The organism is Stutzerimonas kunmingensis, from assembly GCF_900114065.1.
Lineage (GTDB): Bacteria > Pseudomonadota > Gammaproteobacteria > Pseudomonadales > Pseudomonadaceae > Stutzerimonas > Stutzerimonas kunmingensis.
On record NZ_FORS01000003.1, the window covers coordinates 548,418 to 563,226 of the forward strand.

The 14,809-nt window shown below is 63.7% G+C and carries 16 protein-coding genes; 10 read left to right on the forward strand and 6 right to left on the reverse strand.

Annotated features, from left to right (window positions below):
- The first annotated feature begins 3 nt into the window (after nt 1–3).
- Nucleotides 4–1,005: a flagellar motor protein MotB gene (motB, locus tag BM275_RS10525; protein WP_090521061.1), complete on the forward strand. Its 1,002-nt coding sequence runs from the start codon at nt 4–6 to the stop codon at nt 1,003–1,005.
- Nucleotides 1,006–1,013: 8 nt separating this feature from the next.
- Here the strand turns inward: motB and rsgA are convergent, their stop codons facing one another.
- Nucleotides 1,014–2,045 carry a small ribosomal subunit biogenesis GTPase RsgA gene (gene rsgA / locus BM275_RS10530; protein WP_014818941.1) on the reverse strand — a complete coding sequence of 344 codons (1,032 nt, stop codon included), beginning with the start codon at nt 2,043–2,045 and terminating at the stop codon, nt 1,014–1,016.
- A gap of 123 nt (nt 2,046–2,168) precedes the next feature.
- Between rsgA and BM275_RS10535 the strand changes: the two genes are divergently transcribed.
- Both BM275_RS10535 and orn read left to right on the forward strand, forming a co-directional pair.
- Nucleotides 2,169–2,975, forward strand: a complete 807-nt coding sequence (locus tag BM275_RS10535; protein ID WP_090521062.1) for a class I SAM-dependent methyltransferase — start codon at nt 2,169–2,171, stop codon at nt 2,973–2,975.
- Between the two features lie 28 nt (nt 2,976–3,003).
- Entirely contained in the window at nt 3,004–3,546 is a 543-nt protein-coding gene (orn, locus tag BM275_RS10540) for an oligoribonuclease (protein WP_090521065.1), read from the forward strand.
- Between the two features lie 186 nt (nt 3,547–3,732).
- Here orn and BM275_RS10545 read toward each other — a convergent pair whose 3' ends face one another.
- From BM275_RS10545 to BM275_RS10555, 3 genes are all read right to left on the reverse strand, one after another.
- Entirely contained in the window at nt 3,733–4,374 is a 642-nt protein-coding gene (locus BM275_RS10545; protein ID WP_090521066.1) for an oxidoreductase, read from the reverse strand.
- A 19-nt stretch (nt 4,375–4,393) separates the two neighbouring features.
- A complete protein-coding gene (locus BM275_RS10550) occupies nt 4,394–6,067 on the reverse strand; it encodes a C13 family peptidase (RefSeq protein ID WP_090521068.1) in 1,674 nt (557 codons plus the stop codon).
- A 77-nt stretch (nt 6,068–6,144) separates the two neighbouring features.
- Nucleotides 6,145–6,600 carry a MaoC family dehydratase gene (locus BM275_RS10555; protein WP_003301687.1) on the reverse strand — a complete coding sequence of 152 codons (456 nt, stop codon included), beginning with the start codon at nt 6,598–6,600 and terminating at the stop codon, nt 6,145–6,147.
- A gap of 229 nt (nt 6,601–6,829) precedes the next feature.
- Between BM275_RS10555 and BM275_RS10560 the strand changes: the two genes are divergently transcribed.
- Genes BM275_RS10560 through BM275_RS10570 form a run of 3 tightly spaced genes read left to right on the forward strand, consistent with a single transcriptional unit; the run spans nt 6,830 to nt 8,503 of the window.
- On the forward strand, nt 6,830–7,192 hold the full coding sequence (locus tag BM275_RS10560) for a CidA/LrgA family protein (RefSeq protein ID WP_014818946.1): 363 nt from the start codon (nt 6,830–6,832) through the stop codon (nt 7,190–7,192).
- Nucleotides 7,189–7,908 carry an LrgB family protein gene (locus BM275_RS10565; protein ID WP_090521070.1) on the forward strand — a complete coding sequence of 240 codons (720 nt, stop codon included), beginning with the start codon at nt 7,189–7,191 and terminating at the stop codon, nt 7,906–7,908. Before BM275_RS10560 ends, BM275_RS10565 begins: the two co-directional genes overlap by 4 nt.
- Nucleotides 7,909–7,918: 10 nt before the next feature.
- Nucleotides 7,919–8,503 carry an LON peptidase substrate-binding domain-containing protein gene (locus tag BM275_RS10570; RefSeq protein ID WP_090521072.1) on the forward strand — a complete coding sequence of 195 codons (585 nt, stop codon included), beginning with the start codon at nt 7,919–7,921 and terminating at the stop codon, nt 8,501–8,503.
- A 76-nt stretch (nt 8,504–8,579) separates the two neighbouring features.
- Here BM275_RS10570 and BM275_RS10575 read toward each other — a convergent pair whose 3' ends face one another.
- On the reverse strand, nt 8,580–10,334 hold the full coding sequence (locus BM275_RS10575) for a bifunctional alpha/beta hydrolase/class I SAM-dependent methyltransferase (RefSeq protein WP_090521073.1): 1,755 nt from the start codon (nt 10,332–10,334) through the stop codon (nt 8,580–8,582).
- A gap of 170 nt (nt 10,335–10,504) precedes the next feature.
- A complete protein-coding gene (locus BM275_RS10580) occupies nt 10,505–11,824 on the reverse strand; it encodes a bifunctional DedA family/phosphatase PAP2 family protein (RefSeq protein ID WP_090521075.1) in 1,320 nt (439 codons plus the stop codon).
- Between the two features lie 203 nt (nt 11,825–12,027).
- Between BM275_RS10580 and BM275_RS10585 the strand changes: the two genes are divergently transcribed.
- Genes BM275_RS10585 through rlmH form a run of 4 tightly spaced genes read left to right on the forward strand, consistent with a single transcriptional unit; the run spans nt 12,028 to nt 14,798 of the window.
- Entirely contained in the window at nt 12,028–13,293 is a 1,266-nt protein-coding gene (locus BM275_RS10585) for a glutamate-5-semialdehyde dehydrogenase (RefSeq protein WP_090521077.1), read from the forward strand.
- Nucleotides 13,293–13,952: a nicotinate-nucleotide adenylyltransferase gene (nadD, locus tag BM275_RS10590; protein WP_014818952.1), complete on the forward strand. Its 660-nt coding sequence runs from the start codon at nt 13,293–13,295 to the stop codon at nt 13,950–13,952. The genes BM275_RS10585 and nadD overlap by 1 nt, the downstream gene beginning before the upstream one ends.
- A gap of 15 nt (nt 13,953–13,967) precedes the next feature.
- Nucleotides 13,968–14,327 (forward strand): ribosome silencing factor, encoded by a 360-nt coding sequence (gene rsfS / locus BM275_RS10595; RefSeq protein WP_014818953.1) that lies wholly within the window; start codon nt 13,968–13,970, stop codon nt 14,325–14,327.
- Nucleotides 14,328–14,330: 3 nt separating this feature from the next.
- Entirely contained in the window at nt 14,331–14,798 is a 468-nt protein-coding gene (gene rlmH / locus BM275_RS10600; protein WP_014818954.1) for a 23S rRNA (pseudouridine(1915)-N(3))-methyltransferase RlmH, read from the forward strand.
- Nucleotides 14,799–14,809: the final 11 nt, after the last annotated feature.

Here is a 14,809-nt window from a genome sequence, read left to right on the forward strand (position 1 = left end):
GTCATGGACAACACTCAACCGATCATCGTCAAACGGGTCAAGAAGGTTGCGGGCGGCCACCATGGCGGCGCGTGGAAGATCGCCTTCGCCGACTTTGCTACCGCGATGATGGCGTTCTTTCTGGTGATGTGGTTGATGAGTTCGGCGACGCCTGAGCAGAAGAAACTGATCTCCGGCTACTTCCAGGATCCGATCGGCTTCACCGAAAGCGCCAGCCCGCACGTCATCGACCTGGGGGGGACGCCGACACCCTCGCCGGACCGCACCCTCAATCCAGAGCTGGAGCCGGCGCAGAGCGAAGCGCAGATCGATAGCGATCAGGTGGAAACCTTCGCCGAACAGCTGGAGCGCGAGCGCCTCGAGCTGCTGTTGCAGGAGCTGCAGAACAAGGTCGACGAGAATCCCGAGCTGCAGAAGTTCAAGGACCAGATCCTTTTCGAAATCACCCAGGACGGCCTGCGCATCCAGATCATGGATGCCGAGAACCGGCCCATGTTCGCCCTCGGTAGCGCCCAGTTGCAGCCCTACTTCGAAGACATCCTGCTGGCGCTGGTCGACACCATCGCCGCGGTGCCGAACAAAATCAGCGTCAGCGGCCACACCGATGCGAAGCCTTTCTCGGGGCGCAGCGACTTCGGCAACTGGGAGCTTTCGGCCGGGCGTGCCAACGCTGCACGCCGCACGCTGGTGATCGGTGGTTACCCGGAAGATCAGATCGCGCGGGTAGTGGGCTACGCCTCGTCCGCGCTGTTCGATCGCAAGGACCCGCTCAATCCGGTCAACCGACGCATCGATATTCTGGTGCTGACCAAGAAGGCGCAGCGTTCGATCGAGGATGAGCAGCCCGCTGCCACGTATTCGACCGGTGCTGCCGAAGGCGAAGTCGCCCCATCTGGCGGCGCGGCGCCGGCTGGGGAGGAGCCGTTACAGCCGGAGCAACTGCGGGAGCGGTTGAACATCTTCGAAGATGGCGTGCTGCAGTTCAGTCAGCCCGGCGAGGGCTGAGCGCCAGATCAGTAATCCGGTTCTGGCAGGCTGCTGAGAATGTGTCGGTAACTGCTCATGCGCTGCGGCTGGATGCGCCCGTCCTCCAGCGCCTGGAGCAGGGCGCAGCCGGGCTCGCGATCATGCTTGCAGTCGCGGAAGCGGCAGTGCCCGAGCAGATCCTGGAATTCGATGAAGCCCGCTTCGACGTCGGCGCGACTGACGTGGCCTAAGCCGAATTCGCGGATGCCGGGGGAGTCGATCAGTTCGCCGCCACCGGGAAAGTGGAACAGGCGTGCCGTGGTGGTGGTGTGGGTGCCCTTGCCGGTCATTTCCGACAGCGCCCCGACGCGGGTGTCGACGCCCGGCAACAGGCTGTTCACCAGCGAAGACTTGCCTACCCCGGATTGCCCGACGAAGACGCTGACGTGGCCGTCGAGCCGCGCCTTGAGCGCTTCCATGCCGCCACCACCGTGGGCCGAGACTTCCAGCAGCGGATAGTTCAGCTGCCGATAGACTTCCAGCAGGCGATTCAGCGCGGCTTCGTTCTGCTCGTCGATCAGGTCGACCTTGTTCAACAGCAGCAATGGCGTGATGCCGGCGTGCTCCGCGGCGACCAGATAGCGGTCGATCAGGTTGGCGTGGGGCTCCGGTAGCGGCGCGAAGACGATGACGATCAGGTCGACGTTCGCCGCCACGGGCTTGAGCTGGCCACGGGTATCCGGGCGGCAGAGTTCCGAATGTCGCGGCAGCTGCGCAACGATGACGCCGATGCCCTGGTTGCCCGGGCGCCAGACCACACGATCGCCGGTGACCAGCGCCGGCAGGTTGGCGCGCAGGTGGCAGCGAAAGACCTGCCCGCTGTGTTCGCCTTCCAGTGCTTCCACCTCGACCTGCACGCCGAAATGCGCGATGACCAGTCCGGTCTGCTCCGGGCCAAGATCGCCGCCTTCGAGTTCTTCGAGTGCACGACTTTCGCGACGCGCGGCGCGGGCGGCGCGCTCTTCCTGGATTTTCTCGATACGCCAGTTCTGCCGGCGGTTGAGTTGGCGTTTGGCCATGAATTCGGTTGTCTCTGAGGTTGGTGAGCGAGTCTAGCATGCTGCAACCCGCCCACTTCGGCCTGTATCGCGCTGAAGCCGGAGGGTTAGACTGGTGCTCCTTCACCCGTTCGATTGTCGGTCATGCCTGCTTCTGTCGTTACTCGCCTGCCCATCCTGCGTGCGCTGCTGGCCCAGCTGTTGGCGCTGCTGGTGGTCTGGCTGCTGTTGCTCGGACTGGTCGGCGTGCTGGGTGTGCGTCCCGGTCTCATCCTTGTGGCAGTCGCGCAGGGCTGTCTGGCGGCGCTGATCGGGGCCCGGCTCGGGCTGTCGGCCTGGTGGCTGGCGATCAACCTGATGTTCGTTCCTGGCCTGGCGTTGCTGCGTGATTTCGATGTGCCGGGCTGGTTGCCGCTGGGCGCATTCACGTTGTTGTTGCTGTTGAACTGGAATGCCTTCACCGAGCGCGTGCCGCTCTACCTGACCGGTCGTGAAGCCGAGCGCCAGTTGCGCAACCGGCTGAGCGAGCTGCCGGCGGGTTTCCGCTATATCGACCTGGGCAGCGGCCTGGCCGGCACGCTGTCGCGCCTGGCGCGGGACTTTCCGGCCGCGCAGTTCATTGGCGTGGAAACCGCGCCGCTGACCTTCGCACTGTCCTGGCTGCGCTGCCTGCCGCGGCGCAACTGCCATATTCGCCTGCTCAGTCTGTGGCGGGTCGATCTCGCCGAGTACGACGTGGTCTATTGCTTCCTCTCACCGGCACCCATGTCCGCCCTGTGGGACAAGGCGCACGCCGAGATGCGTCCCGGCGCGCGGTTGATCAGCAACAGCTTCGCGGTGCCAGGGGTCGAGCCGGTTGAAGTGCAGCAATTGAATGACTGGCGCCGCTCGCGGCTGCTGATCTGGTACCCCGGTGGCGCGACACCTGACGGCGTCGATACGAGCGGCTAAACTGCGCCGCACAGCCAAGGAGCCCGCCATGCAGAACCCGCAGAACCTGATCTGGATCGACCTGGAAATGACCGGTCTGGATCCGGACAACGACGTCATCATCGAGATGGCGACCATCGTCACCGACAGTCAGCTCAACGTGCTGGCCGAGGGGCCGGTGATCGCGGTACACCAGAGCGATGAAACACTGGCGCGCATGGATGAGTGGAACACCCGTCAGCACGGCGGCTCGGGCCTGACACAGCGCGTGCGTGAGAGCAGGATTTCCACCGCCGAGGCCGAGCAGGCGACGCTGGCCTTCCTCGAGCAGTGGGTGCCCAAAGGCAAGTCGCCTATCTGCGGCAACAGCATCTGCCAGGACCGCCGCTTCCTCTACCGGCAGATGCCGACGCTCGAGGCCTACTTCCACTACCGCAACCTGGATGTCTCCACGCTCAAGGAGCTGGCCGCGCGTTGGGCGCCGCAGATCATGGAAGGCTTCAAGAAGAGCGGCACGCACCTGGCGCTCGACGACATCCGTGATTCCATCGCCGAGCTGCGGCATTACCGCGAGCATTTCATCAGGGTCTGAAAGGGGCGTTAACGCCTGACGCGTTTGCGGATCGTAGGGTGGATGACGCTTCACCGATCCACCGACGAGGCCAGGTGGATGTAAAAAGCGACATCCACCCTGCGTCACTGATGATCATCGTGAGAGTGAGGCCGCAGCGTCGTGCATCCAGTGGTCAATCGGCGCCTTCTGGCGAGGCGCCGACAGTTATTTCCCCAGCTTGCGCAGCTCGTCCGATTCGACGATGCGCATGCCGTCGCCTTCCTCCAGCGCCAGTCGCCACAGCGCCCGGGCCAGGGTGCAGGTCTCGATGCCGTGGTACTTGCCCGGCAGCAGCTGCGACAGGGGCGCCGCGATGCGTTCGCTCAACCGCGGCTCCAGGCGTGGGCCGATCAGTTGAGAGGGGCGGGCGATGGTCAGCTGTGGCCAGTCCTGCTGCTGCAATGCCGCCTCCATTTCGCCTTTGACCTTGAGGTAGAAGATCGAACTGTCCGGGTTGGCCCCCAGCGAGCTGATCACCAGCAGGTGACGCGCGCCCATCTCCTTAGCCCAGCGGGCAAACGCCAGCACCAGATCATGATCGATGGCGCGGAACGCCTCCTGGCCACCGGCCTGCTTTAGCGTGCTGCCCAGGCAGCAGAAGGCCGTGTCGATCTCGCCGCCCAGCGTTGGCAGCAACGCCAGCAGCTCTCCGACCGGGTTTTCCAGGCGCTGATGGGCCGCCAATGGTCTGCGTGTGGGCGCCAGCACGCGTTCGACGGTGGGTTCGTTGAGCAGGCGATCGAGCAGGTGCTCGCCAGTGAGTCCGGTGGCGCCGGCAAGCAGAATGCGCTGTGGCGTCAAATACATGGTCTTGCTCCTGTGGCGATCATTGGGTGGCACGCCGCTGCCGCAGCTCCTGCCAGCGTTGGACGACCGCTTCCGGCGCCCAAATTTGCGGTTCCGATGCCTGATAGTCGTCGGCCTGCTCGCGTTCGGCAACTTTTGCTGCGGCCAGCGTGAAGGCCTGCACGATATCGTCGGTTTCCTGCAGCGCTTCGGCGAACAGCGCGCGGCCGAAGTAGGTGAAGTCGCTCTGCTCGGAGCAGCCGAAGGACACCCGGTCGGCGCGGGCGGCGGTCATGATCAGCGTCTGCTCGTTCTTCAATGGCTCGATGAAACCGCCGGAATAGCAGGCCGAGATCACCAGGATGACCTTGCGCTTGGCGAGCGGCGCGAGCAGTTGCGCCAGATCCGCTGCCGGCAGGTCGTCCAGCGAAAGACGCGGCTGGTTCAGCACCAGTTCGTGGTCCGCCGAACCGTGGCTGGTGAAATAGAGAAAGATCAGGTCTTCCTCGCCACTGCGTTCGGCCAGCGTGCGAATCGCTCGGGTCAGGTTCTCCCGGGTCGCCAGCGGCCGGTCGACGAGATGGTCGCGGTGGTTGACCAGGCTGAGTTGGCCATGGGCGGCGAAACGCTCGGCGAGCAGCTTCTGTACGTAATCGGTTTCGCGCATGAACACGCTCTGCCGGCCATCGCCGGCCACGGTCAGCGTATAGAGGTCCTGGGCAGGGCTGGATGGCGGTAGCGCACTGATCGCACGCTCGAGCAGTGAGCCTTGTTCCAGCAGGGCGAGCTCGAGCGGGTCCGATAGCGCGTGTGCCTGCTCGTCGCGGACGCGTCGGTCATTACGCCAGCTGCCGCGCAGCTCGGTGCCGTCGGCCTGGGTCAGTACGCCCTCGCCGGCGAAGTGTCCGTGGCGGAAACCGCCGGTATAGAAGCTGCCGTCTGCGCGATCGAGACGGCCCTGGCCGTGGTAGCGCCAGTTGCGAAACTGCCCGCTGTAGCGGCTGCCATCGCTGGCGACATAAGTGCCGGTGCCGCTCAGTTCGCCGTGGACGAAGGTGCCGTTCCAGGCGTTGCCCTCGCTGTCCTCGTAGCGTCCCTGGCCATGAAACTGATCGTTCTCGAAGTGGCCGCTGTAGCGCTCGCCATGCTCGGTCGAAAAGCTGCCTTCGCCGTTCAGGTTGCCCGCGTTGAAATGCCCGCTGAGTTGACCATTGGCGTCGCTGCGGGTGCCCGGTCCATCCGGCTGGCCTTTGCTGAACTGCCCTCGATGACTGAAGCCGTCGGCATATTCCAGGCTGCCCTGGCCGTGGTAGAGGTTGTTGCGAAACTCGCCTTCGTAGACCGTGCCGTCCTGGCTGAAGCGCCCGTGGCCATGCATGCGTCCGGCCTGGAATTCGCCCTCGTAGACGCCACCCTCGATATAGCTGAAACGGCCCATGCCGTCGAACAAGCCGTGCCTGAACTCACCCTCGTAGCGATCGCCTGTTGCGCTTTGCCAGGTGCCCAGGCCATGCCACTGGCCGTCCTTGAATTGGCCGAGGTAGTAGCTGCCGTTCGGGTAGTCGATACGACCGCCGCCCTGCAGCAAGCCCTCGACGATTTCGCCGCGATAGCGGCCGCCGTCCGGCAGCACTCCATCGGCAGGGGTGAGAGGCTCGCCCTCGCCGCAGGCGGTGAGCAGACCAAGTAACAGGAAGGGTAGAAGACGCAGCATGCGGACATCCGCTCAGGCAGGACGTCCGCAGTATGCCGCAAACGGAGCGGGCTGCGACAATCGCGCAGGGTTGGCGCTCAGAGGACGCACAGCGCCAGGGTTTCGGCGATATAGGCCGGTTTTTCCGAGCCTTCGATCTCCATCACCGCGCGCGCCTTGAGCAGCCATTGCCCGGGATTCTTCTCGTAGGCATCGATCAGCGTCAGTCCCAGACGCACCCGCGAGCCGACCCTCACCGGCTGGATGAAGCGCAGGCTGTCCAGCCCATAGTTGACGCCCATCCGCGTGCCTTCCGGCACGACCATAAGGTCGCCAGACAACATCGGCAGCAACGACAGCGACAGGAAACCATGGGCGATGGTGCCGCCGAACGGTGTTTGCGCGGCTTTTTCGGCATCGATGTGGATGAACTGGTGATCGCCGGTGCAGTCGGCGAACTGATTGACGCGCTGCTGATCGACGGTCAGCCACTCGGAGTGGCCCAGTTCCTTGCCGATGTAATCCTTGAGCTGTGCGACGGGTACCTGTGGCATGTGTCCTCCTGATTGTTCTTGTATGGCTGCAGTGATGTGCAGTCTGACTAGAGAGGGGCAGTGCCGGGCCCGAAGCGGCCGGCTGGCTCTGCGTCATTTACAGCTCTAGATCAGCACGGGCAGGTGTCGCCGCAAACCAGCATCGGCACCGCGAATGGCCCGTCATAGCGCAGCGCGGGCGCCTGCCGGCGTTGCCCTTTATACTGTCGCAATTTTGCGGGAGGCTCCCATGCTGCTCAGAGGCCTGACCTGGCTGGTCGCATTCCAGTTGCTCGGCACCGTCCTCAATGTGCTGTTCCTGCCCATGCTGCCGGGCCCTATCATCGGGATGGTGCTGCTGTTCGCCGGCCTGCTGGCGCGCGGCCGGGCCAGCGAATCGCTGCAGCTGGCGGCGAGCAGCCTGTTGCGCTACCTGCCGCTGCTGCTGGTACCGCCGGCGGTTGGGGTGATGGCCTATACGGAGGCGATCCTTGATGACTTCTGGGCCATCGTTGGCGTGCTGGTAATTTCGCTGCTGGTCTCGCTGGTCTTCACCGGCTGGCTGATGCAGACGCTGATCCGGCGCAAGCAGCGTCAGCAGGAGGGCGCATGATCGAACTGCACTGGCAGGCCGCTTGGGAGGCGCTGATCCATCATCCGCTGTTCGGTGTGGCTATTACCCTGGCTGTCTTCCAGCTGGCGTATGCGGCGTATGAGAAGACCCGCTGGGTATTCCTGCAGCCGGTTCTAGTGTCGATGACGCTGATCGTCGGCATCCTCCTGCTATGTGGTATCGACTATGACGAATACCGCATCAGTGCGCAGTGGCTGACGCTGCTGCTGGGGCCGGCTACCGTTGCGCTGGCCGTGCCGCTGTACCTGAACCTGCGGCGGATTCGCGAGTTGTTCGGCCCGATCGTGATCACTTTGCTGGTCGCCGGTGTGTTTGCCACGGCGCTGGGCATGGCCCTGGCTTGGGCTTTCGGCGCGGATGACATGATCCTGATGACCCTGGCGCCGAAGTCGGTCACTTCGCCGATCGCCATGCTGGTGGCCGAGCAGATCGGCGGTGTGGTGGCGCTGGCGGCGGTGTTCGTGATGATCACCGGCGTGCTCGGCGCGATTTGCGGTCCGGAACTGTTGCGCCGGTTTGGCGTTCAGCATCCTGCGGCCCGCGGCATTGCGCTCGGGCTGACCGCCCACGCCGTGGGCACCGCGCAGGCGCTGCAGGAAAGCGACGAATGCGGTGCGTTCGCGGCCCTGGCCATGAGCCTGATGGGGGTAATGACTGCGGTGCTGTTGCCGCTGGTGGTTGCCTTGCTGCTGTGATGGAGTCGCCATGAGATTGCCGTTGTTCCCGCTGGATACCGTGCTGTTCCCCGGTTGTTTTCTCGACCTGCAGATATTCGAGGCACGCTATCTCGACATGGTCAGCCAGTGCCTCAAGGCCGGGCATGGCTTTGGCGTGGTGCACATTCTGGATGGCAAGGAGGTTGGCGCAGCACCGGCGGCGTTCTCTCATGTCGGTTGCGAAGCGCTGATTCGCGACTGGCAACAGCTGCCCAACGGCCTGTTGGGTATCCGGGTCGAAGGCGGGCGGCGCTTCGATGTGCAATCGTTCGAAGTACTGCGTGACCAGTTGGCCGTCGCCCAGGTCGCCTGGCGCAGCGAAGCCGACAGCCAACCATTGGCCGAGCAGCACGCCGACCTCGTCGTACTGCTCGCCGCGCTGGGTCAGCATCCGATGGTGAAAACCCTGGGGCTGGGCGGCGCGGTGAGTGATCAGGCAGCTCTGGCCAGTCAGCTGGCCTACCTGTTGCCATTCGATGCGGAGCAGAAGATCGAATTGCTGGGGCTGGACGAGCCAGCGTCGCAGCTCGAGCAGATTCAAAGCCTGCTCGAGCAATTGCAGGACGGGGCGTAAGGCGTGTCGCCCCCGTGTGTTCGCCAGCGTGACCTAGCGCCGCACTGGCCAACCTTGGTGTCGCTAGAGAAGGTCGTCAGTAGGGTTTTTGTGCCAACGACACCGTAAAGATCCCCCAGTCGTCGATACGCTGCGTGATTTTTACCAAACCTGCCGCTGCTACCAGTTGGTCAATCTCCGCTTGGGTACGCCGTCGCATCACCCATGCCTGCCCATCTCGGTGACTGGTCAGCGCTCGGGCTATGAGCTTCAGCTGTGGGTGCCAGGGTTGTCCGGTGTATACGATGTAGCCGCCCGGTTGCAGCGCATCGGCGACGCCGGCAAGAGAGCGGCCGATCATCTGGTTGTCGCCGAACAACTCGTAGAGACCCGATACCACTACAAGCGTGGGGCGCGGCGAGAGTGCGGCCAGATCCGCCTGATCGAATGCGTCTGCCTTGATGAATCGAGCGACCTCTTCGAAACCCTTTGCCCGGATCAGGGCACTGCCGTCGCGTACATTGATATCGCTGTAATCGCGCAGGAGAATCGAGGCAGGGCGTTCTTCGAGGTCCTGTATTGCCTCGAGAATGTAGCGGCCATGGCCGGCGGCGATGTCCACGATATGTACTGGCTGATCGGCGCTTCGCAGGCGGCTCATCGCCCCACGTAACAGCTCTTCTACATGCCTTTTTCTCGGACGTATTGCACGCCAGCCTATGGAGTTCAAATAAAGCTGGTCAATCTTGCGCCCCAGCGCAGTCAGCCCTGCTGGTTCGTTTCTGTAGACGTAATCGAGAGTGCTGCCGGAATCGAAACCCGCTTCGAAACCGAGCTTCAGTCCGTGAGAAAGCCGGGCGCCAAGGCGCATTCCCGCACGCATGGCGCGCCAATAACATCCTTCCACGGAATTCGGAGCTACAGGGGCAGCCAGTGCTTCTGCTTCCGCACACATCGGACCTATTCGGTCCGCATCGAGGAGCGATGGGGGCGCCATTGGCATATCGAAATTATGACGAATGAAGCGGTGGGCCTGGCTTACTGCCCGATTACGATCTCGCTCGCCGAGCGTGTCGTGAAAGAAACCCGGCAGAACGTGTTTTTCTTTTCGTAAGCTGCCAAGTCTTTCGAAAAAAGTTACTTGTGGTTTGTGTTCTACGACGAAGTCTGCGCCTGAGATAAAGAGCTGAGTTGGGATCTGGATCGCCTGCGCATCTGCAACCACGCGCCGCGCCGCTTCATGCAGCCCAAGGAGCATATTGACGGAAATGGCCTTGGTGATGAGCGGATCCTGCTGATAGCTCTGAATCCGCGCGGGATCGTGCGTCAGGAAGCGGGCCTTGACGTAGCTGTCGACGAAGAAGTTGCCGCGAAACGCTCGTATTAGCCTTAGGCCTGTCCGTGCGAATGGTACATACAGCTTTACCTTGAACGCCGGTGACGCCAGCACCAGCGCCCGAACTTTGGGCGCATAGTCGTGGGCCCATGTCGCAATAACTACCGCCCCTACACTTTGCGCAACAATTGCCAGGTCTTCCTCTTTGATGCAGTGCATAGAGCCGATGTGATCAATGAACGTCTGCACGTCTCGTACGCTCGTCGCGAAGCTCGGGCTGTCTCCACGGGTGCCAGGCGACAGACCGTGCCCGCGCGCATCCCAGGCAAAGAAATCGCAGTCAGGAAGGTCGAGCTCATCAACGAGGTGGGCCAGCCGGCCGGAATGCTCATGTCCGCGATGGAACATGACGACGGCCCGCCTTGTAGGCCCTGTGGACGAAAGCGCGGGCCAATGGCGGTAGGAAAGCTCTAAGGCATCGTGGGTGCTGAAAGTTAGAAGGCGTGACTCGCGCATCGGAATATCCTGGTCCCTGGACAGTTATTGAGTTATCCGAAACTCAACGGCGGAAGGCTGCTCTGCCAAGGTGCGGACTTTCCGCCGGTGGCGCGACATACGCAACGACGCCTCGCACATTCCTGGTTCGCACCAGAAAAAAATTTCGGATCACACGCTTGAGGGAGCAATCACTGATACCGATACATCTGCATCGCCGTCGGCAGGGCCCAGACGCTGAATGCGCCGAGCAGGCCCAGACAGGCCGGCAGGATCAGCCACCAGACTCTCGGTGCCATTGCGTGCAGCGGGCTGCGCCATTGCACCAGGGTCAGGCTGGCGGCGCAGATGCTTGCGGCCAACAGGGCGCCAGCCGTGACGTCGGTGGTCCAGTGCACACCGAGATAGACCCGCGAGAGTGCGATCGCCGTCGCCGGCAGGCTGGCGAGGACCAGCCAGGCAAGGCGCAGGCGCGGTGGCTGGCCGCGACCGGCGAGCACGCCGAGGGTGAGGAAGAAGGCAAACGCCGCTGAGCTGTGCCCGCTGGGAAAACTGTAGCTGCTCAGCGGCTCCATCAGCACTTCCGGACGAACGCGAGCAAAGGTGGCCTTAAGGGCGCCGTTGGCCAGGGCCGTGCCCAGCAGCGTGAGAATGGCGAACAGGGCGGCGCGCCATTGGCGTGCGACCAGAAGCAGCAAACATAGCAATACCGCGGCCCACAGTTGGGTGTGAAAGTCGCCGGCGCGGGTGACGATCACCATGATGCGGTCGAAGGTGGTGCTGCGTGCGCCCTGGATCACTGCCAGCAGGCCTTCGTCGAGTTCCTTCAGGTGCGGCCAGCCGAAAAACAAACCGAGCAGGATGGCAACGCCGAGGCCGGCCGACAGTGCGCTTACCCAACGCAAGCCGCGCAGGCTGCCGAATGCAGTTGCCGCGATCAGCGTCAGCAGCGCGCCGACCACTATCCCGGCTTCGCTCCAAAAACCCTCCTCCAGCGGCAGGCGGATGGCGGCTCCGGCGCTCCAGCCGGGCAGCAGATAGGCCATCGACCAGCCGGCGGCAGCACACAGGCTGACCAGCAGGAAGCGTCCGAACGGCATGTCGAGCATGCCGGCGGTCATCGGCAGCATGGGACGCAGCGGGCCGATGAAGCGGCCTACCAGCAGGCTGGCTACGCCGTAGCGCTGAAAGTAGTGCTCGGCCTGCATCAGCCACTCGGGATGGTCGCGCAGGCCTCGCAAGCTGCGAATGCCCTGGTGATAGCGTCGACCGAGGGCATAGGAAAGCAGGTCGCCGATCAGTCCGCCGATAAAGCCCAGCAGCAGGGTTTCCCCAAGCGTCAGTATGCCGCTGCCAGCAAGCATGGCGACGGCAAACATGAGAACGGTGCCCGGAATGATCAGTCCGATAACTGCCAGGCATTCCATGCAGGCGAGGACCAGTACTGCCAGGCCCAACCATTGCGGGTGACTGGCGAGCCATTGGGTAAGGGTGTCGAGCCACTGGCTCATGCGAATTTCCTTGAATCGAGATCGCCTTTCGACCTGACGAAAGGGTGGTGGGTTTCCTCGGCGCGAGGATACTGCGCCGTGCTGGCTGGTTCGTAGCGCTGTCCGCGCATGCATTCGAGCGCCTTTCGCCCGGCGCCGCTGTGCGCGGGCGGTCGGGGTGGCTATAATCAGCCGCTTTCCCTTCAGTCAGGCCAGCTAGATCCATGACCGAGTCCGTACTCGATTACATGAACCGCCTGGGCCGCGCCGCGCGCGAGGCCTCGCGGGTGCTTGCGCGCGCCAGCACGGCGCAGAAGAACCGTGCCCTGCAGGCCGCCGCCGCCGCGCTCGACGCAGCCCGCGACGAGTTGGTCAGTGCCAACGAGCGGGACCTTGCCGGTGGCCGCGCCAACGGTCTGGACGCGGCGATGCTCGATCGTCTTGCGCTGACGCCCAAGGTGATCGACGGCATGATCGAAGGGCTGCGCCAGGTCGCCGCGCTGCCGGACCCGATCGGCGAGATTCGCGACATGCGCTACATGCCTTCGGGCATTCAGGTCGGCAAGATGCGCGTGCCGCTGGGCGTGGTCGGGATCATCTACGAGTCGCGGCCGAACGTGACCATCGACGCCGCCAGCCTGTGCCTGAAGTCGGGCAATGCGACCATCCTGCGCGGTGGTTCCGAGGCGATCCATTCCAATCAGGCCATCGCCCGCTGCATCCAGCTTGGCCTGGCCGAAGCCGGGCTGCCGGCAGCGGCGGTGCAGGTCGTGGAGACCACTGACCGGGCCGCGGTCGGCGCGCTGATCAGCATGCCGGAATACGTCGATGTGATCGTGCCGCGCGGCGGCAAGGGTCTGATCGAACGCATCAGCCGCGACGCCCGGGTACCGGTGATCAAGCACCTGGACGGCATTTGCCATGTCTACATCGACGTGGCGGCGGACGTGGACAAGGCCGTTCGCGTCGCCGACAACGCCAAGACCCAGCGCTTCGCGCCGTGCAACACCATGGAGACGCTGCTGGTTCACCAGGGCATCGCCGATCGGGTGCTGCCGGCACTGGCGGCCATCTATCGCGAGAAGGGCGTTGAGTTGCGTGGCTGTGCGCGAACCCAGGCGCTGCTTGGCGGCGATGTGCTGGAGGCCAGCGAAGAAGACTGGTCCACCGAGTACAACGCACCGATCCTGTCGATCCGCATCGTCGATTCGCTGGATACCGCCATCGAGCACATTAATCGCTACGGCTCGCAACACACCGACGCGATCGTCACCGAGAATTTCACCGATGCCCGGCGCTTCCTCACCGAGGTGGACTCCGCTTCGGTGATGGTCAACGCCTCGACGCGTTTCGCCGATGGCTTCGAGTATGGCCTGGGCGCGGAGATCGGCATCTCCACTGACAAGCTTCATGCCCGTGGTCCGGTCGGTCTGGAAGGGCTGACCAGCGAGAAGTACGTGGTGTTTGGCGACGGCCACGTCCGTACCTGATGAGCCAAGGCAGCGGCGCCCGGCGCATCGGTATACTCGGCGGCACCTTCGATCCGGTACACATCGGTCACTTGCGCGGGGCGCTGGAAGTGGCCGAGATGTTCGATCTCGACGAGCTGCGGCTGATACCCAACGCGCGTCCGCCGCACCGTGACACCCCCAATTGCTCGGCGCAGGATCGCCTGGCAATGGTTCGCCTGGCGGTGCAAGACCTGCCGCCACTTTGTGTGGACGCTCGTGAGCTGGAGCGGGAGAAGCCGTCCTACACCATCGACACGCTGATTTCCCTGCGCGCCGAGCTGGGCGAGGAGGATCAGTTGTTGCTGGTGGTGGGCTGGGATGCCTTCTGCGGCCTGCCAACCTGGCATCGCTGGGAAGAGCTGCTCGACTATTGCCATATCCTCGTCCTGCAACGCCCGGATGCCGGCAGCGAGGCGCCGCAGGTGCTGCGCGATCTGCTCGCCGCACGCAGCGTGCCCGATCCCCAGGTGCTTTGCGGGGGCAGCGGGCAGATTGCCTTCGTCTGGCAGACACCGTTGGAAGTGTCTGCCACACAGATTCGCCAATTGCTGGCCAGCGGCAAGTCGGTCCGATTCCTGGTTCCCGATGCCGTACTGGCTTATATCAACGCGCACGGACTGTACCGGGCGTCGAACTGAGGTTGTTTTCACGTTATGCAAACTGAAGAGTTGGTCCAGCTGGCGGTTGCCGCCCTGGAAGATCTGAAAGGCCAGGACATCACCACCATCGATGTGCGCGGCAAGACCAGTGTCACCGATTACATGATCATCGCCAGCGGCAGTTCCAGCCGGCACGTCAAGTCGCTCGTCGAAAACGTGCTGGAGCAGGTCAAGGAGCAGGGCGTTCGCCCGCTTGGCAGCGAGGGCCTCGAAGGCGGTGAGTGGGCGTTGCTCGACCTGGGCGATGTCGTCGTCCATGTGATGCAGGTGCCGACCCGCCAGTTCTACGATCTGGAACGTCTCTGGCAGGGCGCCGAGCAGAGCCGCGCGCAGCACGCTCACGACCCGGAATAAGCCGTGCGTATCAAGCTGATTGCGGTCGGCTCGAAGATGCCACGTTGGGTCGAGGATGGTTGGCAGGAATATGCCAAGCGCCTGCCGTCCGAACTACCGCTGGAGCTGCATGAGATCGCGCTCAATACCCGTGGCAAGAACGCCGACGTGGCGCGGTTGATTCGCCAGGAAGGCGAGGCCATGCTGGGCAAGGTTCAGCCAGGCGAGCGCATTGTCACGCTCGAAGTACATGGCAAGCCGTGGAGCACCGAGCAGCTGGCGGCGGAAATCGAGCGCTGGCGGCTCGATGCACGCAACGTCAACCTCATGGTCGGCGGTCCGGAAGGGCTGGCACCCGAGGTTTGCGCGCGCAGCGAGCAACGCTGGTCGCTGTCGCCGCTGACCCTGCCTCATCCGCTGGTGCGAATCCTGATCGGCGAACAGATCTACCGCGCCTGGACGCTGCTGTCCGGTCATCCCTATCACAAGTAGTCCGCGAACCC

What these genes read in the sequence shown, in the direction of transcription:
- motB (WP_090521061.1), top strand. Translation starts at nt 4, where the DNA reads ATGGACAACACTCAACCGATCATCGTCAAACGGGTCAAGAAGGTTGCG.
- rsgA (WP_014818941.1), bottom strand. Translation starts at nt 2,045, where the DNA reads ATGGCCAAACGCCAACTCAACCGCCGGCAGAACTGGCGTATCGAGAAA.
- BM275_RS10535 (WP_090521062.1), top strand. Translation starts at nt 2,169, where the DNA reads ATGCCTGCTTCTGTCGTTACTCGCCTGCCCATCCTGCGTGCGCTGCTG.
- orn (WP_090521065.1), top strand. Translation starts at nt 3,004, where the DNA reads ATGCAGAACCCGCAGAACCTGATCTGGATCGACCTGGAAATGACCGGT.
- BM275_RS10545 (WP_090521066.1), bottom strand. Translation starts at nt 4,374, where the DNA reads ATGTATTTGACGCCACAGCGCATTCTGCTTGCCGGCGCCACCGGACTC.
- BM275_RS10550 (WP_090521068.1), bottom strand. Translation starts at nt 6,067, where the DNA reads ATGCTGCGTCTTCTACCCTTCCTGTTACTTGGTCTGCTCACCGCCTGC.
- BM275_RS10555 (WP_003301687.1), bottom strand. Translation starts at nt 6,600, where the DNA reads ATGCCACAGGTACCCGTCGCACAGCTCAAGGATTACATCGGCAAGGAA.
- BM275_RS10560 (WP_014818946.1), top strand. Translation starts at nt 6,830, where the DNA reads ATGCTGCTCAGAGGCCTGACCTGGCTGGTCGCATTCCAGTTGCTCGGC.
- BM275_RS10565 (WP_090521070.1), top strand. Translation starts at nt 7,189, where the DNA reads ATGATCGAACTGCACTGGCAGGCCGCTTGGGAGGCGCTGATCCATCAT.
- BM275_RS10570 (WP_090521072.1), top strand. Translation starts at nt 7,919, where the DNA reads ATGAGATTGCCGTTGTTCCCGCTGGATACCGTGCTGTTCCCCGGTTGT.
- BM275_RS10575 (WP_090521073.1), bottom strand. Translation starts at nt 10,334, where the DNA reads ATGCGCGAGTCACGCCTTCTAACTTTCAGCACCCACGATGCCTTAGAG.
- BM275_RS10580 (WP_090521075.1), bottom strand. Translation starts at nt 11,824, where the DNA reads ATGAGCCAGTGGCTCGACACCCTTACCCAATGGCTCGCCAGTCACCCG.
- BM275_RS10585 (WP_090521077.1), top strand. Translation starts at nt 12,028, where the DNA reads ATGACCGAGTCCGTACTCGATTACATGAACCGCCTGGGCCGCGCCGCG.
- nadD (WP_014818952.1), top strand. Translation starts at nt 13,293, where the DNA reads ATGAGCCAAGGCAGCGGCGCCCGGCGCATCGGTATACTCGGCGGCACC.
- rsfS (WP_014818953.1), top strand. Translation starts at nt 13,968, where the DNA reads ATGCAAACTGAAGAGTTGGTCCAGCTGGCGGTTGCCGCCCTGGAAGAT.